The sequence below is a fragment of the Meiothermus taiwanensis WR-220 genome, assembly GCF_003568585.1.
Lineage (GTDB): Bacteria > Deinococcota > Deinococci > Deinococcales > Thermaceae > Meiothermus > Meiothermus taiwanensis.
On the sequence record NZ_CP021130.1, the window covers coordinates 78,766 to 100,705 of the forward strand.

At 61.5% G+C, this 21,940-nt stretch carries 23 protein-coding genes and 1 pseudogene; 14 read left to right on the forward strand and 10 right to left on the reverse strand.

Features of this window, described 5'->3' with window-relative positions:
* Nucleotides 1-198: 198 nt before the first annotated feature.
* Nucleotides 199-1,311 carry a type IV pilus twitching motility protein PilT gene (locus MTAI_RS00440; protein WP_027888090.1) on the reverse strand — a complete coding sequence of 371 codons (1,113 nt, stop codon included), beginning with the start codon at nucleotides 1,309-1,311 and terminating at the stop codon, nucleotides 199-201.
* A 244-nt stretch (nucleotides 1,312-1,555) separates the two neighbouring features.
* Here MTAI_RS00440 and MTAI_RS00445 point away from each other — a divergent pair, with 244 nt between their 5' ends.
* The 5 genes and pseudogenes from MTAI_RS00445 (at nucleotide 1,556) to purD (ending at nucleotide 5,474) form a co-directional block, all read left to right on the forward strand.
* Nucleotides 1,556-1,990, forward strand: a complete 435-nt coding sequence (locus MTAI_RS00445; RefSeq protein ID WP_027888089.1) for a universal stress protein — start codon at nucleotides 1,556-1,558, stop codon at nucleotides 1,988-1,990.
* Nucleotides 1,991-2,033: 43 nt separating this feature from the next.
* On the forward strand, nucleotides 2,034-2,819 hold the full coding sequence (locus MTAI_RS00450) for an ABC transporter permease (RefSeq protein ID WP_027888088.1): 786 nt from the start codon (nucleotides 2,034-2,036) through the stop codon (nucleotides 2,817-2,819).
* Between the two features lie 95 nt (nucleotides 2,820-2,914).
* The gene (locus MTAI_RS00455) at nucleotides 2,915-3,568 is read left to right on the forward strand and encodes an HAD family hydrolase (RefSeq protein WP_027888087.1); all 654 of its coding nucleotides are present in this window, start codon (nucleotides 2,915-2,917) and stop codon (nucleotides 3,566-3,568) included.
* A pseudogene (purN, locus tag MTAI_RS00460) lies at nucleotides 3,565-4,152 on the forward strand (phosphoribosylglycinamide formyltransferase); the annotation flags it as partial. The gene MTAI_RS00455 and the pseudogene purN, both read left to right, overlap by 4 nt.
* An 80-nt stretch (nucleotides 4,153-4,232) precedes the next feature.
* The gene (purD, locus tag MTAI_RS00465; protein ID WP_027888085.1) at nucleotides 4,233-5,474 is read left to right on the forward strand and encodes a phosphoribosylamine--glycine ligase; all 1,242 of its coding nucleotides are present in this window, start codon (nucleotides 4,233-4,235) and stop codon (nucleotides 5,472-5,474) included.
* On the opposite strand, the gene MTAI_RS00470 is transcribed toward purD, so the two are convergent.
* From MTAI_RS00470 to rpmH, 8 genes are all read right to left on the reverse strand, one after another.
* Complete coding sequence (locus tag MTAI_RS00470) at nucleotides 5,402-5,674, reverse strand: hypothetical protein (RefSeq protein WP_131455650.1); 273 nt, start codon at nucleotides 5,672-5,674, stop codon at nucleotides 5,402-5,404. The genes purD and MTAI_RS00470 overlap by 73 nt on opposite strands.
* A 21-nt stretch (nucleotides 5,675-5,695) precedes the next feature.
* Nucleotides 5,696-6,472, reverse strand: coding sequence for an inositol monophosphatase family protein (locus MTAI_RS00475; protein ID WP_027888084.1), 777 nt, complete (start codon nucleotides 6,470-6,472; stop codon nucleotides 5,696-5,698).
* Between the two features lie 39 nt (nucleotides 6,473-6,511).
* A complete protein-coding gene (gene prmC / locus MTAI_RS00480) occupies nucleotides 6,512-7,408 on the reverse strand; it encodes a peptide chain release factor N(5)-glutamine methyltransferase (RefSeq protein WP_027888083.1) in 897 nt (298 codons plus the stop codon).
* On the reverse strand, nucleotides 7,395-8,006 hold the full coding sequence (locus MTAI_RS00485; protein WP_027888082.1) for a Jag family protein: 612 nt from the start codon (nucleotides 8,004-8,006) through the stop codon (nucleotides 7,395-7,397). Before MTAI_RS00485 ends, prmC begins: the two co-directional genes overlap by 14 nt.
* Nucleotides 8,007-8,173: 167 nt before the next feature.
* Complete coding sequence (locus MTAI_RS00490; RefSeq protein ID WP_027888081.1) at nucleotides 8,174-9,550, reverse strand: YidC/Oxa1 family membrane protein insertase; 1,377 nt, start codon at nucleotides 9,548-9,550, stop codon at nucleotides 8,174-8,176.
* 13 nt (nucleotides 9,551-9,563) lie between these two features.
* A complete protein-coding gene (gene yidD, locus MTAI_RS00495) occupies nucleotides 9,564-9,821 on the reverse strand; it encodes a membrane protein insertion efficiency factor YidD (RefSeq protein ID WP_036197074.1) in 258 nt (85 codons plus the stop codon).
* Between the two features lie 44 nt (nucleotides 9,822-9,865).
* A complete protein-coding gene (rnpA, locus tag MTAI_RS00500; protein WP_027888079.1) occupies nucleotides 9,866-10,198 on the reverse strand; it encodes a ribonuclease P protein component in 333 nt (110 codons plus the stop codon).
* A gap of 61 nt (nucleotides 10,199-10,259) precedes the next feature.
* Complete coding sequence (gene rpmH / locus MTAI_RS00505) at nucleotides 10,260-10,418, reverse strand: 50S ribosomal protein L34 (protein ID WP_013012433.1); 159 nt, start codon at nucleotides 10,416-10,418, stop codon at nucleotides 10,260-10,262.
* Nucleotides 10,419-10,741: 323 nt separating this feature from the next.
* Between rpmH and MTAI_RS00510 the strand changes: the two genes are divergently transcribed.
* The 7 genes from MTAI_RS00510 to MTAI_RS00540 all read left to right on the forward strand — a co-directional run bounded on the left by MTAI_RS00510 (nucleotide 10,742) and on the right by MTAI_RS00540 (nucleotide 18,063).
* Complete coding sequence (locus MTAI_RS00510) at nucleotides 10,742-11,509, forward strand: ABC transporter ATP-binding protein (protein ID WP_027888078.1); 768 nt, start codon at nucleotides 10,742-10,744, stop codon at nucleotides 11,507-11,509.
* Nucleotides 11,510-11,519: 10 nt separating this feature from the next.
* On the forward strand, nucleotides 11,520-13,457 hold the full coding sequence (locus MTAI_RS00515; protein WP_027888077.1) for a long-chain fatty acid--CoA ligase: 1,938 nt from the start codon (nucleotides 11,520-11,522) through the stop codon (nucleotides 13,455-13,457).
* 1 nt (nucleotide 13,458) lies between these two features.
* On the forward strand, nucleotides 13,459-14,367 hold the full coding sequence (locus MTAI_RS00520; RefSeq protein ID WP_027888076.1) for a branched-chain amino acid ABC transporter permease: 909 nt from the start codon (nucleotides 13,459-13,461) through the stop codon (nucleotides 14,365-14,367).
* Between the two features lie 39 nt (nucleotides 14,368-14,406).
* On the forward strand, nucleotides 14,407-15,483 hold the full coding sequence (locus MTAI_RS00525) for a branched-chain amino acid ABC transporter permease (protein ID WP_027888075.1): 1,077 nt from the start codon (nucleotides 14,407-14,409) through the stop codon (nucleotides 15,481-15,483).
* 66 nt (nucleotides 15,484-15,549) lie between these two features.
* Nucleotides 15,550-16,758, forward strand: a complete 1,209-nt coding sequence (locus tag MTAI_RS00530) for an ABC transporter substrate-binding protein (RefSeq protein ID WP_027888074.1) — start codon at nucleotides 15,550-15,552, stop codon at nucleotides 16,756-16,758.
* A 75-nt stretch (nucleotides 16,759-16,833) separates the two neighbouring features.
* Nucleotides 16,834-17,652, forward strand: a complete 819-nt coding sequence (locus MTAI_RS00535) for an ABC transporter ATP-binding protein (RefSeq protein ID WP_027888073.1) — start codon at nucleotides 16,834-16,836, stop codon at nucleotides 17,650-17,652.
* Nucleotides 17,653-17,733: 81 nt separating this feature from the next.
* Nucleotides 17,734-18,063: a metal-sulfur cluster assembly factor gene (locus tag MTAI_RS00540; RefSeq protein WP_027888072.1), complete on the forward strand. Its 330-nt coding sequence runs from the start codon at nucleotides 17,734-17,736 to the stop codon at nucleotides 18,061-18,063.
* Between the two features lie 194 nt (nucleotides 18,064-18,257).
* On the opposite strand, the gene MTAI_RS00545 is transcribed toward MTAI_RS00540, so the two are convergent.
* Nucleotides 18,258-18,668, reverse strand: a complete 411-nt coding sequence (locus MTAI_RS00545; protein ID WP_027888071.1) for a DUF3197 domain-containing protein — start codon at nucleotides 18,666-18,668, stop codon at nucleotides 18,258-18,260.
* A 109-nt stretch (nucleotides 18,669-18,777) separates the two neighbouring features.
* Here MTAI_RS00545 and MTAI_RS00550 point away from each other — a divergent pair, with 109 nt between their 5' ends.
* Complete coding sequence (locus MTAI_RS00550; protein ID WP_027888070.1) at nucleotides 18,778-19,200, forward strand: MarR family winged helix-turn-helix transcriptional regulator; 423 nt, start codon at nucleotides 18,778-18,780, stop codon at nucleotides 19,198-19,200.
* 6 nt (nucleotides 19,201-19,206) lie between these two features.
* Nucleotides 19,207-21,879: an MDR family MFS transporter gene (locus tag MTAI_RS15665; protein ID WP_027888069.1), complete on the forward strand. Its 2,673-nt coding sequence runs from the start codon at nucleotides 19,207-19,209 to the stop codon at nucleotides 21,877-21,879.
* The last annotated feature ends 61 nt before the right edge of the window (nucleotides 21,880-21,940 follow it).

Here is a 21,940-nt window from a genome sequence, read left to right on the forward strand (position 1 = left end):
ACACCGCAAGGCAAAGCTCGGGCCGCCACGGCTGGATCTTATACCGGATTCAAAAAGATAGTCATCCAAAGCAAAAGCTTCCAGAGGCTATCTTTTTGCATCCTAGAGCCCACCCCTCGCTACGCTCGGCGAAGAAAGCCTACCCCGTCGGTCGGGTTAGTTCGGCGCCGGAAGGCGGCGGACTAAGCGAATCTGGTATCAGTTGCTCTGTTGCACCACCGATTCGTCAATAAGGGTCTGGCGGGCTGCGTTGATCTGCAGGGCCTTGACCTTGACATACTGGGCGCTGGTGGCGTGGGCCAGGGCGGTCTCCAGGTCGATTTGGTCGCGGGCGTAGAGCTCGGCCAGATGGTCATCGAAGGTCTGCATCCCATCCAGCGAGGAGTCCTTGAGGGCCTCGTAGATTTCGTTGGTGCGCTCGGGGTCTCGAATGAGATCGCGAATGCGCAGGTTGCCCTTGAGGATTTCCATGGCGCACACCCGCCCCCCTTGTTTGCTAGGCAGAAGCCGCTGAGAAACAATTCCCACCAGCGACTCAGCAAAGAGGATGCGGGCCACCTCCCGCTCGTGGGGGGGGAACAGGTCGAGCACCCGGTTGACGGTGCGCACGGTGTCGAGGGTGTGCAGGGTGGAGAAGACCAGGTGGCCGGTCTGGGCCGCTTCCAAAGCAGCGGCGGCGGTGGCGTGATCGCGAATCTCGCCGATCATGATGACATCGGGATCCTGGCGCATGGCTGCGACCAGCCCGTCTTTAAAGCTGGGGGCATCCTGTCCAATCTCCCGCTGCACAACAATAGATTTCTTGCTGCGGTGCAGGTACTCGATGGGATCCTCCAGGGTGACGATCATCTTGGAGTGGTGCTGGTTGATCTCATCGATGATGCGGGCCAGGGTGGTGGATTTTCCTGAGCCGGTGGGGCCGGTGACCAGCACCAGGCCCTTTTCTTTATCGCGGAAGTAGTTGATGGTGTCTTGGGGTAGTGAGACGATTTTGAGCTTGCTCTCGTCGGAGTTGACCACCCGCATTACACAGCTCACCGAGCCGCGCTGCTTGAACAGGTTAACCCTAAAACGGGCCACACCCGGCACGCCATAGGCCAGGTCTACCTGGCTGCGTTCGGCGAAGAGGGTTTTCTGCCGTTCGTTGCACATCAAGTCTACCAGTGCCTCGGTGTATTGAGGGGTAAGCGGGCTTTGAGTAATGGGGATAAGCCGGCCATGCAGGCGGGCCATGATGGGCAGGCCCACGTGCAGGTGGATATCAGAAACGCCTTTGGCGACCAAGTTGGCGAGCAGTTCAGGAAAGGTCATAAGCAATTGCGATTGTAGGAGGGTTTTGTAAAACGACCTGGCCCCCTGCACACCCGGCTGTTACGTTAATTTTGTTTATTTGCGCTTGACAGGCATGTAGCAGAAAATCACGTAAAAATCGCATTTTTTTGCATAATGGGAGCGTTACGCGGCTGGGCTAATGCGTTACGAGGCTCGAGCGCGGGGGGCTTTCGTCCTGGGTGCAGGGTATTAGACTGGAAACAGCCAAGACAGGGAGGGTGCCATGTACAAACGAATCCTAATGCCCACCGACGGCAGTAACTGCAGCCAGCAGGCCATTCGCGAGGGTCTGGAAGTCGCAAAAAACATGGGGGCTCGGGTGACCTTCTTGTACGCCCTGGAGAATATCAGCTCGAGCTTCTGGATTAGCCCCGAGAGCGTACCTTATGGCCTCGAGCTGCTCGAGGATCTCAAGCGGGTAGGGAGCGAAGCCCTGAGCAAAGCCGCCGAACTGGCCCAGACGGTTGGGGTAGAGGCCGAAACCAAGCTGGTGGAGGCCAGGCCGGTGGAGGCCATCCTGGCCGAGGCCAAAAACCACGACCTGATTGTGATGGGCACCCACGGACGCAGCGGGCTGGATCGTTTCATGCTGGGCTCGGTGACCGAGGCTGTGTTGCATCGTTCGGAAAGACCGGTGCTGGTGCTGCGCTGCAAGTAAGGGCCTCAGCGCGGCGGGCGGGTGGTTGGCCTAAACTAAAGGGGTGTTACGCAAACTCCGTGCTCTTTTGACCACCTGGTATGCCTACTTCCTGGAATACCGCGCTGAGGTGCTGCTCTGGGCCCTTTCGGCCATGCTGCCCCTTATTCTGATGGGGGTCTGGACCCAGGCTGCGGAAGGGGGTGACTTTGCACTTTCGGCCCCGGAGTTTGCCCGCTACTTTCTGTGCGTATTTCTAGTGCGCCAGCTCACCATCGTCTGGGTGATCTGGGAGTTTCAGGACGACGTGGTGCAGGGGCGCTTATCGTTCAAGCTCTTGAAGCCCATTGACCCCGGCTGGGATCACCTGATGCAGCACCTGGCCGAGCGCCTGACCCGGCTGCCCTTTGGCCTGTTGATTGTGGCGGTTTTTCTGCTGGTGTATCCACAGGCCCGCTTTGTGCCCGATGTAGAGGGGGTGTTGCTGGGCCTGGCAGCCTCGCTGGCGGCTTTTTTGCTGCGCTTTCTGATGCAGTACACCTTCGCCATGCTGTGCTTCTGGACCGAGCGCGGGGCTGCAGTGGAGGAGCTATGGTTTGTGGCCTACCTGTTTTTGTCGGGCCTGATTGCCCCCCTCTCGGTATTTCCCGAAGCCGTGCGCAACCTTGCGCTCTTCACGCCCTTCCCCTACCTGGTCTACTTCCCGGCGGCGCTGTTTGCCGGGCTGCCGGTGCCCGGTGGGGTGGGGCAGGGCTTCTTGGTGCTGGGGATCTGGTTTGCGGTCTTCTGGGTGATCAACCGCTGGCTATGGCGCAAAGGGCTTCGGCAGTTCTCCGGCATGGGGGCCTAGGCTTTGGGCTTCGCAACCCAAGAACCGCCGTGCACATCAAAGAAGCAGGCCCCTTACGCTTATAAGTACCCCGGCGCAAGGGTAGTATTGGCGCTATGAACACCATTGCAGCAGACCTCGAGGGCACCCTTACTACCGGCGAGACCTGGCGGGGCCTGGCTGCCTGGATGCAGGCGCACGGGCGGGCCGCGCAATACCAGTGGTTTTTCTACCGGAACCTGCCGGGTGCAGTGGCTGCACGGCTGGGCTTGCAAGACAGGCGGGCCTTTCAGGATCGCTTTATGGAAGGAGCGGCGGGCTTGCTGGCGGGGTTGGGGCAGGCCGAGCTGGCCGCGGTGAGCGAGTGGGTGGTGACCAACGAGCTCTGGCCCAAGCGGCGACAGGACGTGCTGGACGAACTCCTCCGGCTACGGCAGGATGGGCGGCGGCTGGTGCTGTGCTCGGCCACCTTCCAGCCCATTCTGGAGGCGTTTGCCCGGCGGATGGGGGAGGGGGTGGTGGCCCTGGGTACGCCCCTCGAGGTCGAAGGCGGCGTTTTTACCGGGCGGTTGCGGGGGCCGGTGCGCTCAGGGGCGCATAAAGCCGAGCACCTGCGCAAGCTGTTGGATGGTGAGGTGCTTTATAGGGCGTATGGCGACAGCCTGCCCGATCTGGCTATGCTCGAGCTGGCCGAAGAGCCGGTGGCGGTATACCCTGAACCCAGGCTGCGAGAGCTGGCCTTACAGCGTAACTGGAGGGTGATTGGATGAGCTACTTTCCTCTAGGACGGCCCGCCCGCATGGCGGTGATGGCCTCGGGGCGCGGGAGCAACCTGGAAGCCCTGATCAAGGCCTTTCCCCACGACAACCCCCTGGGCCACATCGTGCTGGTGATCTCCGATAGGCGGGAGGCCCTGGCCTTGCAAAAGGCCGTCGAGGCGCAGATTGAAGCCGAGTATGTGCCCTGGCCCAAAGAACGTGGACGCGAACAGTTTGAACGGGTGGCAGGCCGGCTTTTACATGACCACCGCATCGACCTGGTTCTGCTGGCGGGCTTTATGCGCTTGCTATCGCCGGGGTTTGTGCAGGCCTGGGAGGGGCGCATTCTCAACATTCACCCCTCGCTTTTGCCACAGTTTCCGGGCCTGCACGCCCAGCGCCAGGCCCTCGAGGCTGGGGTAAGCGAGACGGGCTGCACGGTGCACTTTGTGGATGCCGGGATGGACACCGGCCCCATCGTGCTGCAACGCCGGGTGCCGGTGCTGCCGGGCGATACCGCAGAAACCCTGGCCGCCCGTATTCTGGAGCAGGAACACCTGGCCTACCCCGAGGCGGTGCGGCGGGTGTTGAAGGGGGAGGTGTAGCGAGCGGGAGGCTTTGTGGCCCCCTCACCCCCTATCCCTGTTTGGCCCCGCCCCCTGTTATTCTTAGCTCCGTGAAAGTTTTGGTTGTGGGTTCAGGTGGGCGGGAACACGCCATCTGCTGGAAGGTAGCGCAGTCGCCGCTGGTGCGCGAGCTGTACGCCGCGCCGGGCAACCCCGGCATGGCCGAGCTGGCCGAGTGCGTTCCCTGGGATGGCAATGTGCGCGGACTGGCTGAGTGGGCCCTTCGGGAGGGCATCGAGCTGACCCTGGTGGGGCCGGAGGGGCCCTTGGTGGAGGGCATCGCCGATGCGTTTTTGGAGAAGGGCCTGAAAATTTTCGGGCCCACCCAGCAGGCCGCCATGATTGAAGGCTCCAAGGCCTTTGCCAAGGGGCTGATGACGCGTTTTGGTATTCCTACTGCCAGGCACCAAAGTTTTAGCGATGTGCTTGATGCCCTGGCCTACCTCGAGGCCGTGGGGGCGCCCATTGTGGTCAAGGACTCGGGCCTGGCCGCTGGTAAAGGTGTGACGGTGGCCACCAGCCTGCAGCAGGCCAAGCAGGCCGTGACCAACATCCTCTCGGGGCCCGAGCGGGCCGAGATCGTCATCGAGGAGTTTTTGAGCGGCTCCGAGGTCACCGTGCTGGCCGTGACCGACGGCGTAACCATCAAGCCCCTGCTGCCCTCCCAGGATCACAAGCGCCTGCTGGACGGCGATACCGGCCCCATGACCGGGGGCATGGGGGCCATCTGCCCCTACCCCCTGGCGCCCGGCCTGATGACCGAGATTGTCGAACGGGTGCTCAAGCCCCTGGTGGACGGCCTGCGGGCCGAGGGGATTGTCTACAAGGGGGTCATCTATGCCGGCCTGATGCTCACCGACGATGGGCCCAAGGTGCTGGAGTTCAACGCCCGCTTTGGCGATCCGGAGTGCCAGGCCATCCTGCCGCTCTTGGAGACCGACCTGGTGGAGCTGGCCCTGGCGGTGGTGGAGGGCCGCCTGCACGAGCTGGAAATCCGCTGGCGGGAGCAGGCCTCGGCCTGTGTGGTGATGGCCGCGCCCGGCTACCCCGACGACCCCCACAAAGGCCTGCCGCTGTCGCTGCCCCAGCTACCCCCAGAGCAGGTGCTCTACTTCCAGGCCGGCACCCGCCGGGGCCCACAGGGGCTGGTCACCAACGGGGGCCGGGTGCTCAATGTGGTGGGCCTTGGGCGCGACTTGCGCGAAGCCCTCGAGCGGGCCTACACCGGGGTGGCCGCAGTCAGGTTCGAGCACGCCCTATACCGGCGGGATATTGGCCGGAAGGTAATCTGAATGGCCTGCCGGTAGTCGCCCAGCGGGTATTTGTGCGCACAGTAGGGGCAGCGTCGCTGCAAACCACAAGCGACCACAAAATCCTTGGGCAGCTCCATTCCGCAGGCCAGGCAGACCCGCCGGTTGCGCTCGAGGAAGACCTCGGCATCGGCGGCGGGTACTGTGTACCCTCGAGCCTCTCCATCTTTGGGGGATTTCACCAACCGATCCCCTGCCTTTGCCTATCGCCCGTGGAGGGTGTCCAGCAAGGGCTGATGAATTAGGCCGTTGGAGGCCACCAGGTAGCGGTTGCCCAGCCGGTAATCCTCGCCCTGAAGGCCGCTTACCCGCCCCCCCGCCTCACTGACGATGAGCCAGCCCGCGGCCACGTCCCAGGGGTTCAGCTTCACCTCCCAGAAGCCGTCCAGGCGCCCGGCGGCCACATAGGCCAGGTCGAGGGCCGCCGCGCCGGGGCGCCGTACCATGAGCCCTTTGGTCAATGCCCGCTGGAAGTAGGTCAGGTTTTCGGTATCCTTGCTTACGTCGTAGGGAAATCCGGTGGCCAGGAGGCTGCCCACCAGGGTTGAACGAGTGGAAACCCGGATGGGACGACCGTTCAGGTAAGCCCCACCCCCTTTGGTAGCGGTAAACAGCTCGCCTCGAGCGGTATCCAGAACCACCCCCAGCACCACCTCGCCGTGGGCTTCCAGGCCAATGCTCACCGCATAAAAAGGAAAACCATGGGCGTAGTTTACGGTGCCGTCCAGGGGGTCTACAATCCAGCGGAAGGCCCCTTCTTTGTCCTGGCCCTGCTCCTCGCCCAGCACCACGTGGTCGGGGTGGCGCGCGGCGATGAGTTCTCGGATGGCCGCCTCCGACTCGTGGTCGGCCTGGGTGACCAGATCGGTGGGGGTGGACTTGCTGCTCTGGGTAAAGCCTTTTTCCTGGTAGTACTGGTGGATGCCTTTGGCTAAATAGGCGGCGTCGAGGGCGGTTTGCAGGTAGGCACGCAAGTCCATGGGTCAGATTCTATCGCGGTTTTTGTGGGTGCTGCTGAGTTAGTTCCTGCCCGAGGCCAGCCGGCCCGCCTTCTCATCTGCAAGCCCAGCAGCGGCCTGAGCGGGCTTCTGAGCACCCAGGTAGCGGGGTTGCTGGGCCAGGTCGCGGAACACCCTGGCTTGGCGCCAGCCCTGCGCGATGGCTTCCTCGAGCAGCGTGTAAACGTTCTCGGGGGCCAGCTCCAGCCACAGCCAGCCGCCGGGTTGGAGGGCGTCCCAGGCCTGGGGCAGCAGCGCTCGAGCCACGTCGAGCCCCTCAGGGCCGGCGTAGAGGGCGCTTTCGTCCTCGTAGGCCAGCTCGGGCGGGGCCTCCAGGCGGTAGCTGTCGGGCAGGTAGGGCGGGTTGGAGATAATCAGGTCGAGCCCCGTCAGGTTGGCGGTAAAGGGGGCCTCCAGGAAGGTGACCTCGAGGCCCAGGCCCAGGGCATTTTCCTTGGCGAGCTGAAGAGCCTGGGGGTTGATCTCGGTGGCCCAGACCATGGCCTGGGGCCGCAGGGCCTTGATGGCCAGCGCAATGGCCCCGCTGCCCGTGCCGACATCCAGAACCCGCGCCGGTGTATGAAGCGGCAGATAAGCCAGGGCTTGCTCGACCAGTCCTTCGGTCTCGGGCCTGGGAATCAAGACCCCCCGTGCCACTTTAAGCCGGAGCCCGTAAAACTCCGTCTCGCCCAGCAGCAGTTGCAAGGGGTGGCCGCTTAGGCGCAAATTCAAGAGGCTCCAGGCCGCTTCTTCTACGTCCGGTGGAACCGGCTGTCTCAGACGGGCCGCCAGTTGGGCATCGCTCAGGCGGGCGGCGTGGCTCAGAATCCAGCGGGACTCGACAGCGGGTTTGCCAGCGGCCACCAGCTTTTGCTGCAGGGCTTGCAAAAGCGCCAGGTGGCTTTTACTCGAGGTCATTCTCGGGGGAGGCAGAAGAGGCGGTGCGGGGCAGAACCACCACGTGGCGCTCCTCCCCCTCACCAACGGAGGTGGTGGTCACCTTGGGGTGCTGCTTGAGCATCACGTGAATTAAGCGCCGCTCGCTGGGGCGCATGGGCGGCAGCTCGATGGGCTGACCGCTCACCTCCACTTGCAGTGCGGCGTCCGAGGCTATCCGCCGGATGCGCTCCTCGTTGCGGCGGCGGTAGCCAGCCGCGTCCAGCATCACCCGGTAGGCCGAGCCAAAGTGTTTGGCCATGGCTACGTTGGCGATAAACTCGAGGCTTTGCAGGGTTTTGCCCTCGCGCCCAATCACCCGCCCCGAGTCGCCGCCCAGAATCTCAACCCGGAAGAGGTTCTCCTCCTGAGCAATATCCACCGAGTAGGCCGGGTCGAGGCGCAACAAGAGCCCCACCATAAAGTGCTCGAGGACGCTTTTGGGGTCTTGCGCTGGGGCTGGCTGGGTTACGATGGGGGCTGCCTCTTCCTCCTTCAGTACGACCTCGGGGGCGGTTTCGTTTTCCCCAATCCCCAGGTCGGATAACAGATCGTCGAGTCCGCGCTTTTTGTCATCCATAACTAATCGTCCGATTATAGCTTACCAGGCACAAGAAATACCGTGACCTGACGTTGCCATACCGGATTCGGTCAGTTCGGTGCCGGAAGGCGGCGAAGCAATGCTCTGGGATTCAAAAAGACACACCGGCACAGCAAGATGCCGCACCGGTGCATAAACAGACCGAACTAGCTTTTGGCTGGGTGCATAGGCAGGCCCAGTTGCCTGTTTATAATCCACTGCTGCCCCACACTGATAATCGTTGAGAGCAGCCAGTACAGGGTGACCCCCGCTGGGAAGCTAAAGAGCAAGAAGGCAAAAATCAGGTTAATGAGGATGCCTTGTCGCAACGCGTCTTTGTTGCCCGCCGCTGAAAGCCAGGTGGAGGCCAGCAGAACTACCACGTACAAAAAGGGCAGGATGTACAAGGGGTCGGGCAGCGCAAGGTCTCTGATCCACAAAAAGCCCTGCCCAAACTCGTAGCCCACCATAATCTTGTACATCAGGAACAAAATGGGCATTTGGAGCAGCAGGGGGAAGCAGCCGCCCAGGGGGTTAATCTTGTGTTCCTGGTAGAGCTTCATCATCTCTTCCTGCTGCTTTTCTTTGTTGTCTTTGTACTTTTCCTGAATTTTCTTGATCAGGGGCTGGATTTTTTGCATTTCGGCCATGCTCTTGTACTGCTGGTGCATCAGGGGCCACATCAAGAGCCGGATCAGGATGGTCACCAACACAATGGCCAGCACCCAGCTACCCCCCACCAGGCGGTGGGCCTCTTCCAGCAGCCACAGCAGGCCCAGCGAAATTTGACCCCAGATGTTGGGCTGGAAAACCCCCGGCAGCTCGTAGAAGTTCTCCACGCTCAGGCGCACCAGCTCGTTGGCCCCTCCATACACCTTAAGGTTGAGGCTGCCCGCTGGGACGCTGATTTCGGCAATCCCCGTGCCGTTGAGCTGGGTGAGGGTGATGGGGGTGGGGGTTTGCGGGCGAATAAACATAGCGAAGCCCGAAGCCTTCTGGGTTTGCCAGCCCACGTACACCGCCGGGCCCTGCCCCGCATTGAGGGGCTGGTTGTTGCCCTGCCCCAGCCATTTGGTGATGGGGGTGTCGGTGCCGCCGATGCCCGTCCAGACCAGTTTGCGCGGGGTGGGGCTTTGCACGTCTACGTCTATGGTCAGGAAGCGGGGGTGGATGGTGTAGGTCAGGGTGGTGCTGCCGTCGCTGAAGCGGGCGATGAAGTCGGCGTCGGGGCTGCCCGGCTCCCGGCGGATAAACTCGCGGCTGGTGGGGGTAAAACCCTCGAGGGTTCCGGGCGGGGTTTGTCCGGCCCGTACTAGGTTGGGGGCGCGGTCGTAGTTGCCCCTGAAGTCGGTGGCACGCACGGTTTTGATGTACCAGCCCACAATCTGTCCCTGCTCGTTGAAGGCGATGTCGGCCAGGTTGGTGACGGCCACCTTCTCGGGCCTGCCGTCTTTGTTCACGTCCACATCGCGCCATTCAGGGGAGAGGGCCAGGGCGGGGGCCAGGGCAAACACAGCCAAACTTATCCAGAACCAGCGTTTCATCCAGTAGCTCCTTCTATTTCAACGAGTCCAGGGGGTTCCAGCGGACTCGAGGCCTTTCTGTGGGTACATAGTCCAGCCCACCGGGGTGCAGGGGGTGGCACTTGAGGATGCGCTTGATGCTCAGGTACAGGCCCCAAAAAGGCCCGTGACGCTCGAGCGCCTCCAGCGCGTAGTGGCTGCAGGTCGGATAAAAGCGACAGGTGGGCGGCTTCAAAGGGGATATAAAGCGCCGATAGAAACGCACGCTTCCTTGCAAAAACAGATTGATCATCACCCGATGCTCCAAGCCTTTACCATAGAGCAAACCAACCTGTGTCATTGTACCAGCCCGCTCTTTTTTAGGGCATGGGTTAAATCTTTGAGCAAGTCCCAGTAGGACGCCCCTACCGCCTCGGGCTGGGCCACGACCACCATCTCACACGGCGGAAGGTGCATTTTGCGCAGAATCTCCCGCAGGCGACGCCGGATTTTGTTTCGCACGGTGGCTTTTTTGGAGACCTTATTCGAGACCACGATACCCACCCGCACCGGGTTGAAGGCGGTAGGCCGCAGGGGAAACCAGCGCACCGTCAGATACCTGCCACGCCCCACACGCCCCCCCCGAAGGCGCTGGAAGGCTTTTTCACCCTTGAGGGAAGAGAACGGCATGGGCAAATTAGATAGGAAAAAAAACTCCCCGGCAGAGGGGAGCTGGGCCAATGGGCTGGGCCTAGCGGCGGAGCTGGGGCTCGCTGCTGACGGTAAGCTTCACACGGCCTTTGGCCCGCCGGCGGGCCAGCACCTTGCGGCCATTGGCGGTCTTCATGCGGGCGCGAAAACCGTGGGTTTTTGCCCGTTTGCGCTTGTTGGGTTGCCAAGTGCGTTTCATCGCTTCCTCCAGAGAACTGGCCTAAGGGGCCAGACAAATATCCTGCCGGGTCGAGCCAGGCAACCCTAAAAGTTTAGCACATTCACCCCAAGGCGGGAAGCGGGGGTGGGTTGCCAAATGTGGGCTGTGGCCAAGCGGTGTTCTCATGGCAAAAATCTGTACTTTTTGCAATGCTTGCAATATAACGTTTTTTTGCGTAAACGATTGCAAAACGTTGACATGCTATAGGGGCCATCGGTATACTCAGCCCCAACCAAACGCTTGTTTGTTAGTCATCCGCAAAGCGCCTTTGAGGTGTTTATTAGGAAGTTTTAGGAGGCCAGGTGCAGCTCAAGGTAGAACGTGTATCGCTGAACTTCGGTGGGGTGAGGGCCCTCAGCGAGGTTTCCCTCGAGGTCGCCCAGGGCGAGCTGGTCTCGGTGATTGGCCCCAACGGCGCGGGCAAGACCAGCCTGCTCAACTGCATCTCCGGTTTCTACCACCCCAGTGCGGGCCGCATCACCTTCGAGGGCCACGACCTGACCCGCGCCTCGCCCCACCAGGTCACCCAATTTGGTATCGCCCGGGCTTTCCAAAATATCGAATTGTTCACCGGCCTGTCGGTGCTGGAGAACCTCCTGATGGCCCGCCATACCTTTGGCCACTACAACCTGCTGGACAACATCCTGATCTACGGCCGGGCCATGCGGGTGGGGGTGGAGAACCGCCGCTTCTGCGAGGAGATCATAGATTTCATGGAGCTCGAGCCCTACCGAAAAGCCCTGGTAGGCGACCTGCCCTACGGGGTGCGCAAGCGGGTCGAGGTGGCCCGGGCCCTGGCCCTCGCGCCCAAGCTCTTGCTGCTGGACGAGCCCATGGCCGGCATGACCCTGGAGGAAAAAGAAGACATGGTGCGCTTCATCCTGGATATCCGGGCCGAACGGGGCACCACCATCATCCTCATCGAGCACGACCTGGGCGTGGTGATGGACATCTCCGACCGGGTGTACGTGTTGGATTTCGGCCAGGTGATTGCGTCGGGCCTGCCCGAGGAGGTCAGCCAGAACCCGCGGGTGCAGGAAGCCTACGTGGGGGTGGATCATGGGGCGTAAGCCATCCGCGATGCCTTCCGGTTACGAACTCAAAAAATACACCCTCCCGCAGGTGCTGCAAATGCGGGCTAGAGCGATGCCCAAACAGGTGGCCATCCGCGAGAAGGATCTGGGCATCTGGAACGAAATTACCTTCGCCGACTACTACCGCCACGTGACCCGCTTTGCCGCAGGGCTTTTGGCCCTGGGCTTCGAAAAAGGGGAGCGGCTGGCGGTAATCGCCGACAACATCCCTGAGTGGCTCTACGCCGAACTGGGGACGCAGGCCCTGGGAGGCATCTCGGTGGGTGTCTACCAGTCTTCGCTGCCCCCCGAGATCGCCTACGTGCTCTCGTACACTGGGGCGGCCTTCGTGGTGGCCGAAGACCAGGAGCAAGTAGACAAACTCCTAGAAATCCGCAGCGAAATTCCCAGCGTGCGCAAGGTGATCTACGAAGACCCCAAGGGGATGCGGGCCTACCGCGACGACCCCTGGATTATCAGCTTCGACGAGGTGGAGCGGCTGGGCGAGGAATACCTGCAGAGGCACCCCCAGGCCGTGGAGGAGCGCATCGCCCAGGGCCATCCCGAGGACGTTTGCCACCTCTCCCTCACCTCCGGCACCACGGGCCGTCCCAAGGCCGCCATGCTGCGGCACCGCAACCTGCTGCACATGGGGGTGGCGCTGCAGGAGATCGACCCACTAAAGCCCACCGACGACTACCTATCGTTTCTGCCCTTCGCCTGGATTGGCGAGCAGATGATGTCGGTGGGGATGGCCCTGGCCGGTGGGTTTGCCGTCAACATGCCCGAGTCGGTGGAGACCGCCATGGCCGACCTCAAGGAGATTGGGCCGCACGTGATGTTCAGCCCGCCCAGGGTCTGGGAGGGCATCCAGAGCCAGACCTGGGTGCGCATCTCCGAGACCTACGCCTTCAACCGCTGGGTCTACCAGCAGATGCTCAAAATCGGCTACCGCGCCGCCGACTACCGCATGCGCGGTAAACCCATGCCCCTGGGGTTGCGCCTGGCCTACTGGTTCGCCGACCAGATCATGTTCAAGCCTTTGCGCGACCAGCTTGGCTTTTTGCGGCTGCGCCGGGCCTATACCGGGGGGGCGGCGCTGGGCCCGGATGTCTTCCGCTTTTACCACGCCATTGGGGTCAACCTCAAGCAAATCTACGGCCAGACCGAGATTATCGGGATTGCCTTCGTGCACCGCGACGGCGACGTGCGGGCCGACACGGTGGGGCTTCCGATTCCCGGTGGCGAGGTCAAAATCAGCGAGCGCGGCGAAATTCTCTGCCGTTCGGACGCGGTGGTGGCGGGCTACTGGCAGAACCCAGAGGCCACCGCCGAGACCTTCGCCGATGGCTGGTTGCATACCGGCGACGCCGGCTACCTCACGCCCGAAGGGCACCTGGTGGTGATCGACCGGGTATCGGATGTGATGCACACCAGTACCCAGCAGATGTTCAGCCCGCAGTTTATCGAGAACAAGCTCAAGTTTAGCCCCTACATCAAAGAAGCGGTGGTTTTTGGCGACCAGAAGCCCTTCCTGACCGCCTTCATCAACGTAGATCCCCAGACCGTAGGCAAATGGGCCGAGGATCACCGGATTGCCTACACCACCTACCTCGATCTGTCGCAAAAACCGCAGGTGGCCGAGCTTATTCGCAAGGAAGTCCAGCATGTCAACCAGGGCCTTCCCGAGCACCTGCGCATTCGGCGCTTCGTGCTGCTCTATAAGCTGCTCGACGCCGACGACGACGAGCTAACCCGCACCGGCAAGGTGCGCCGGAAGTTCATCATGCAGCGCTACCAGCCCATTGTGGATGCGCTGTATGGCGGCACCGACAAAGTACAGGTAGATACCGAGTTCAAATACCAGGACGGCACGGTGCAAAAAGTCTCGGTGGAGGTACGGGTGCTCGAGGCCGACGGAAAGCCTGAAATAGTGGGGGTGTAGTATGGTTGATTTTGTGCAAAACCTCATTTCCGGTGTGGCCGTGGGCTGCATCTACGCCCTAGCGGGGCTGGGATTTGTGCTGATTTACAAGTCCAGCCGGGTTATCAACTTTGCCAACGGTCAGTTCATTGCCATTGGGGCTTTTATGGCCTATGCCCTGGCGGTGTGGGTTAAGCTGCCGGTTCTACTGGCGGCGCTGCTGGCTATGCTGCTTACCGCGGGGCTGGGCTTTTTGGTCGAGCGGGTTTTTCTGCGCAGGCTGGTAGGCCAGCCGATCATCTCGGTCATCATGGTGACCATCGGGCTGGCCAGCGTGCTGGACGGACTGATGTACCTGACCCCCTTTGGCTCGGGCAACTTCACCTTTCCGCAATTCCTACCGCAGGGCGGTCTTAGCCTGGGCGGTGTTAACGTTTCGTACCCGCAGCTTTTAGCGATTGGCTTTACCGCTATTTTCCTGGTGTTGTTTAGCTGGTTCTTCCAGCGCTCGGTGCTGGGGGTCTCCATGCGGGCCGTGGCCGACGATCAGATGGCCGCGATGAGTGTGGGGGTCTCGGTACAGCAGGTGTTTGCGCTGGCCTGGGCTGTGGCCGGGCTTACTGCTGCTGCCGCGGGCATTGTGGTGGGGGCGGTCTCAGGCCTGAACCAGGATGGTCTGATCGCCATCGGGCTGGCCGTGTTTCCGGCGGTGATTTTGGGTGGACTGGACTCGGTGCCGGGGGCGGTGGTGGGAGGAATTATCATCGGTGTCCTGCAGTCTTTTTCCACCGCCTACCTGGACGGGCTTTTTAGCCAGATTGGCCTGGTAGGGGGCGGTTCGCAGTACGTGATGCCCTTTGTGGTGCTGCTGGTGATGCTGTGGTTCAAGCCGCACGGGCTATTTGGTACCGAGGAGATTGAGCGGGTATGAGCACGTCCATTCAGCTTGACGGTCGCATGGGGGATGTCGATGCGTAACCCCTGGGCTCAGACTGGCAACTACCGCACCTCTTACGTGCAGGACACCACCATCTTTGCCAACTACCGCGAGATTGTCTCGGTGGTACTGCTTTTGCTGGCACTGTGTATACTGCCGCTGTTTCTCGAGCGCTCACAGGTGCTGGTGCTCAACTTCATTCTGATTTACGCCATTGCCGTGCTGGGACTCAACATCACCACCGGCTACGCGGGCCTGATCAGCGTGGGACAGGCAGCGTTCATGGGGGTAGGGGCCTATACGGTAGCCCTGAGCGCACCCAGCCTGCCCTTCTGGCTGACCATTCCCCTGGGGGGCTTTACAGCGGCCATCATCGGCTTCATCGTGGGCATCCCCAGCCTTCGGGTTAAGCACCTCTACCTGGCGCTGGCCACGCTGGCCTTTCAGGAGATCTTTGTCTGGGTGGTGGGGCGCAGCCCGGCCCTGGCCCAGGGGGCGGCCATTCCAGTGGAGATGCGCAACTTTTTGGGCCTGGAAATCGGTTTCCGCAACCACAACTACTTCTGGTATTACGTTGTCCTGTTTGTACTGGTACTGATGGTGATAGCCTGGCGCAATCTACTAAGGGGCAAGTATGGCCGGGCCCTTATTGCCGTGCGCGACAACGACCGCGCAGCCGACGCCATGGGCATGGATCCGGGCCGAACCAAGCTCATGGCCTTTGCCCTGGGGGCCTTTTATGGCGGGGTGGCCGGGGGCTTGCTGGCCTATATGCAGCGGGCGGTGGTGGTTGAGGAGTTTACCCTAAGCCGCTCGGTGGCGCTCCTGGCTATGGCCATCGTGGGCGGGCTGGGCACGGTGGTGGGCAGCCTACTGGGCCCGGCCTTTATCGAGTTCCTGCGGCTTTACATGGAGCGCCTCTCCGAATGGATGAAGTCCAACGCCTTTATTCAGAGCATCACCCCGGCCGGTGTGGATGTGGCCTCGGCCCTGCTGCCCCTTTCCTTTGGTTTGGTGATTGTGCTGTTTTTGATCTTTGAGCCAAGAGGCCTCTACAACTGGTGGCGGCTTTTGCGAAGTTATTTTCGAACCTGGCCGTTCAGGTACTAGCGGGGCAGGGAAGACTGGGCAACACCGCGACAGGCGCGTTGCAATAGGCGAGATAGAGGAGGCATCATGAAGCGAGCGATAATTTTAGTGGCAATGGCCTTCCTGGGGCTGGTTATGGCCCAAGGGCGCACGGTAAACCTGTTGTGGTCGGGGGCCATAACCGGCCCGACCTCGGATGTGGGAGGGCCTTACGGGGCCGGCGTGGAGGACTACTGCAGGTACGCCAACGAGCAGAAGTTGATTCCTAACTTTACCCTGAACTGCACGGTGCGCGACGACCAGTACCAGAACCCCAACACCCAGCGCATCTTTGAGGAAGCCCTGGATCGGGCCAAGCCAGCTATTTACCTGGGCTACTCCACCGGGGCCATGCTGCAACTCAAGCCCCTCATCAACGAGGTGAAGATGCCCACCATCCCGGCCTCGGCCCACATCGGGCTGATTGACCCACCCAACAACCAGTACATGTTCTTGCCGGTGAGCAGCTACTCCGAGCAGGTGGTGGCTTTGATGGAGTACATCAACCGCACCACCAAGAACGCCAAGATTGCCCTGGTGATCAACCCCAGCCCCTTTGGGCGGGCGGTGGTGGATCACGCCCGCCGGGCGGCCCAGCGCCTGGGCCAGACCATCGTGGATGTGCGGGAGGTGGGGAGTGGCAACCTGGATAACACCGCGCTGCTGCGGGCCCTGGATGCAGCAGGGGCGCAGTTTATCATCCACCAGAACGTGGCCGGGCCGGTGGCCAACATTCTCAAGGACGCCCAGCGCCTGGGCCTGAACCGCAAGATTCGTCAGATGGGGGCGGTGTACACCGGCGGCTCGGATCTGATTCGTCTGGCAGGGGATGCCGCTGAGGGGTTCTTGTGGGCCAGCAGCTACTACACCCTGGACGAGAACGCACCGGGCATCAACCTGCAGAAGCAGCTGGCTCAAAAATATAACCGCAGTGCAGACATCCTCAACTCCACCAACTACACCGCTGGGATGCTGGCGGCGGCTATAGCGATAGAGGCCATGAAGCGGGCGGCCCAGCGCTTCAATGGGCGCATTGACAACGAAACCGTCTACCAGGCCTTGATTGGCATGAACGGCCCCAACGCCTTCAAGCCTGGCTTTGCGGTTTCGACCAAAGCCGGCATCGAGATTGACTTTACCCGCAGCGAGCAGACCGGTGCCGAGGGCCTGCGGGTGCTGGAAGCCAGGGGTGGTAAGTTTGTGCCGGTAACCGAGCCCTTCACTTCGGCCCTGTTCCGGCAGGTGCGCAACCCATAGCATCAGACTGTCGCCCCATAGCCGGTAGACACGGGCTCGAGCAAGCTACCGGCTATGGGTGACCAACGAGGTTATATGCACCCTGAAGACCTGGGCCCCATTTTGCTGGAAGTCAATAACATCGAGGTGGTGTACAAGGACATCATCCAGGTGCTGCGCGGGGTATCGCTGAAAGTGCCCGAGGGGCAGATTACCGCTTTGCTGGGCCCCAACGGAGCGGGAAAAACCACCACCCTGCGGGCCATCTCGGGGTTGCTGGTGCCTGAGGACGGCCAGGTGGTCTCGGGTTCCATTCTGTACCGGGGTGAAAACATCGCCAACAAGCCGCCCGAGCAGATTGTGCTAAAGGGCATTGTGCAGGTGCCGGAGGGGCGGCGGGTGTTCAAGCACCTCACGGTGGAGGAGAACCTGCGGGTGGGTGCGGTGACCCGGCGGGATGGGGCCAAGGTAAGAGAGGATCTCGAGCGCATCTACCACTACTTCCCCAAGCTGGCCCTGATCAAGACCCGTCTGGCGGGCTACTGCTCCGGGGGTGAGCAGCAGATGCTGGCCATTGGGCGGGCCCTGCTGGCCAACCCCAAGCTGCTGCTGCTGGACGAGCCGAGTCTGGGTCTGGCCCCCCTGCTGGTACGGGAAATTTTCGATATTGTGGCCCAGATCAATGCCGAGGAAGGCGTGACGGTGCTGGTGGTGGAACAGAACGCTCGAGTGGCCCTTTCGGTGGCCCACTACGGCTACATCATGGAGTCGGGTCGGATTGCCCTGGAAGGTACCCGGGAATACCTGGAGACCAACCCTGACGTGAAGGAGTTCTATTTGGGCGTAGCCAAGTCGGGTGGGCGCAAGAGCTACAAGGACGTCAAAAGCTACCGCCGGCGCAAGCGCTTTATGTGAGGGGAAGGAGCAAGTACAAGCTCGCTCTTTTTTGGAATGCGGCTCAGCATGTGTGGCTCCGGCCTAAAGTACCATAGGGCTATGAGCGAGACCACGCTACCCACCAAAGAACAAGTTCTGGAGGCCCTCAAGGTTGTGCGCGACCCGGAGATTCCGGTGAACGTGGTGGATCTGGGGTTGGTTTACGAGGCCGAAGTTAAGGAAGGCGGCATTGTAGACATCACCATGACCCTGACCTCCATTGGCTGCCCCGCGCAGGACATTGTCAAGGCCGATGCCGAGATAGCGGTGATGCGCCTGGCAGGTGTTAATGCTGTGAATGTGGAGTTTGTCTGGACACCGCCCTGGACGCCGGCTCGCATGACCGAGGACGGCAAGCGCCAGATGCGGATGTTTGGTTTTAATGTTTGATACCGGATGCAAAAAGATAGCCATCCAGAACAGAGACCTCCAGAGGCTATCTTTTTGAATCCTAGAGCACACCCCTCGCTACGCTCGGCGAAGAAAGCGTATCCCTTCCAAGGGAGGTATCGCCCTCCGCTACGCGGATAACTTCGGTCGGGTTAGTTCGCCACCGAATGGTGACGAACTAACCGAGTCTGGTATTACATCCGGCTGGTGAATTCCCGTTTTATGTAGAGCATGGGGTCGGTGGGGTTGGCGCTGGCCATAATCAGCTTCTGAGCTGTTTCCGCCTCGAGCTCAAACAATGCCGCGAACTCGGAGGGGGCTACCACGGCTTCCTTGAAGTCGGTCACGCCCCGTTCAATCAGCCAGAGGGTCAGGTCTTTGAGCGCCGCGTCGCCCTCGAGGCCAAACCGTGGGCCGAAGGCATCTCGGCTTAAGACGCGGTGCTTGCCCTGTCGCACAAAGAGGGCGAAGCGGGCCTGGGCTCGCCGATCCTGCCAGTCGGTGATATAGATCGCCACAGCCTCGGGAAAGTCAACGCCCTTCAGGGCTTCCTTGAGGGCTCGGAGGGTCTCGTGGGGCGCGCCGCGAAGGCCTACAATTTCCATAGGCACCATTTTATAGCCCTTTTTGCAGCCCGGTGTTTTGAGGGCGAAAAGTGTCTTCATAAAGATTTTATTTGACAATAGTTTGTTTTGAAACTATACTAACGAAAGTATGACCTGGGGCTTACTTACCAACCTATGGCGGCTGTCCCGTGGTTTGCGAGAGGAGGTGGTGCCCCACCTCGAGCACCTCGGCCTGGCCCCAACCGACCCCTGGCTTCTGGCCGAAATTGAGCGCCACCATTACCCCACCGAGGCGGTGCGGGCCATGCAGATGCCAGCCCCTACCATCAGCCAGATGTTGAAGCGGCTCGAGCAGGCCGGTTTGGTGGTGCGCTCGCTGGATCCTGCCGACCTGCGCCGCTACCGCTTTGAGCTGACCGAGGCCGGTCGGGCAGCGCTGGAGGAAAGCCGCCAGCACATCCTGAAGGCTTTGGAGCGCCGCCTGGAACGACTAAGCCCTCAGCAGCGCCGGCATTTTGCCGAGTGGTTGGAGATTCTGGCGCGAGAAGAGACCCCTGCCCACAAGGAGTAATTCACTGTGAACCCCTCAACCCAAACCCCATCCCAAAGCACTTCCCGCGAAACCCAGCTCACCTTCATTGGGATTCTGCTGGGGCTTTTCCTGGCTGCGCTCGACCAGACCATTGTCTCGACTGCGTTGCCCAAAATTATCGCCGACCTTAACGGCGCCGAGCTGTACGCCTGGGTGACCACCGCTTACCTGCTGGCCTCCACTGTTTCCGCCCCCATCTTTGGCCGCCTGACCGAGCTTTTCAGCCGCAAGGCTATTCTGCTGGTGGCAATCGCCATCTTCCTGCTGGGCTCGGCGCTTGCGGGTTTGTCGCAGAACATGCCCGAGTTAATCCTGTTCCGTGGAGTCCAGGGGATAGGCGGTGGGGCTTTATTCGCCCTCGCCCTGACCACCATCGCCGTGCTCTTCCCCCCCCGCGAGCGCGGGCGGGTGGGGGGGTTCTTCGGAGCCATCTTTGGGGTGAGCAGTGCGGTGGGGCCGTGGCTGGGGGGGCTCCTGACGGATCACTTCTCTTGGCACTGGGTTTTTTACATCAACATGCCTGTAGGGGCGGTGGCGCTGTGGTTCATCTTGCGCTATATGCCCCGGCTGAGCCCAGAGCACCGCGAACGCTTCGACTACCTGGGGGCTACCTTGCTGGTAGCTTGGACGGTGCCGCTAATGCTGGCCTTTTCCTGGGGGGGCAGTACCTACCCCTGGCTCAGCGCCCAAATTCTGGGCCTATTGGGGCTGAGCGCGCTGGCCCTGGCGTTGTGGGTATGGTCGCAGAACCGTGTGCAGCACCCGCTTTTTGACCTCTCGGTTCTGCGGGTGCGCAGCTTTAGTCTGGCCTCGGCTGCAACCTTCTTCTACGGCCCTGCTTTCCTGGGGGCGGTGGCCTTCTTGCCCCTGTACTTGCAGGTGGTGAAGGGGGTCTCGGCCTCGGCCTCGGGGGTGACGGTGTTGCCCCTTACGCTGGGGGTGGTCTTGGGGGCTACTGGCAGCGGGGTGCTCTCGGGGCGGCTGGGCCGTTTCAAGCCCCTGCTGCTGCTGGGTACCGGCTGGCTGCTGGCAGTTTTTCTCACCCTGCACTTCTTGATTAAGGTGGATACCCCCCTCTGGCTGGCGGTGTTGTTTTTCTTCCTGTTAGGACTGGGGTTGGGCCCCGCCCAGTCGCTGCTGCAGATTGCTGCCCAGAACAACGTACCGCCCCAGCGCCTGGGCTCTGCCACGGCTTTTACCCAGTTGATGCGGCAGATTGGTTCAACGGTGGGCATCGCCCTGATGGGCACGCTCTTAGCCAAGAGCCTTACTACTGAAACCTGCAAGGTATTCCCCGACGATGCGGCCTGCCGTCCGGGTGCGCTGGTGCAAAGGAGCAACGAGGCGGGGGTTGGCTTCAACCTCGATGAGCAGTTTGCCAAGCTCGAGGCCCAGATTGTGGCCGCCCTGAAGGGGGATACCCAGGCCTACGCCGCCCTATTGCAGGATGCCCAGGTGCCCACCCAGGTCAAGGAAAACCTAGTAAAAGGTGGCATTCCGGCGCAGTTTAAGCAGCTCGAGGGCCGGGTGATAGCAGCTCTCAAAGGCGATACCCAGGCCTACGAGGCCCTGATGCACGACCCCAACCTGCCGGCGGAGTTCAAATCGAAGCTCACCAGAGGGGGTATTCCGGCGCAGTTTGAGCGGATGGAAGGTCTGATGGTCTCGGCGCTCGATGGGGATATCAAAGCCTACGAGGCCCTGGTGCGCGACCCCAACCTGCCGGCAGAGTTTAAAGCCCGGCTGGTGAAGGGCGGCATTCCAGCCCAGTTTGCCCAGTTGCAGGGTCTGGTGATCGCGGCCCTCGAGGGGGATGTAGCCGCTTACAACCAGCTCATCCACAACCCCCAGATTCCAGCCGACCTGAAGGCCCGGTTGGTGAAAGGTGGTATACCCGCCCAGTTTGCACAGCTAGAAAAGCTGCTCTTGGCGGCCTTAAACGGGGATGCCCAGGCTTATCAAGCAGTGCAGCAGAACCCGCAGATACCCTCTGCCTTCAAAAGCCAGATTCCGCAGGGCGGCCTGGCGGCCCAGGTGGAGGCCCAGCTACAAGCAACCGTGCGCTTGCTCGAGGCGGCCTGGCAGGGGGATGAGAGTGCACAACAAGCCCTGCGTCAGAATCCCAGGCTCGACCCTCGTCTGCGGAGCCTGCTCGACAACCCGCCGCCCGTGGAGGCCCAGCCGGGGGTGCTGGCCCAGGTGCGGGCCCAGGCGCCTCAACTCCAGGAAGCCGCTTTGCAACAGGCCACAGCCCGGATTAAGGCGGGCCTAGAGCAAGCCCAGGCCCAGGCCCTTGCCCAGGCCATTGCCGGGGTCAAGGCGGGTCTGGCCCAGGCCCAGGCCAAAGCCCAGGCAGCGGCCATCGCGGCAGTTCGGGAAAACCTGCAAAAAGCCCGGGCCCAGGCGCTGGAGCGGGCTGTACAGGCCACCCACGAGAACCTGGTCAAAGCTGAGCAGCAGGCCCTCGAGGAGGTGCCCCGCAAAGTGGTAGCGCAGCTCGAGGAAACCAAGATCAAACTGCACCAAGCCCTCAGCAATGGCATCACCAACGCAGAGAAAAACATTTTCCTCTACGCAGCCCTGTTTGTTCTACTTTCAATGGCCTTTATTTTTCCCTTGCCCAACGAAGAACTGCGCGGCCGGGAGGCTCGAGCCTAAATCCTAGAGCATTGGTTCGCCGCCTTCCGGCGGCGAACTAACCGAATCTGGTGCCGGTATC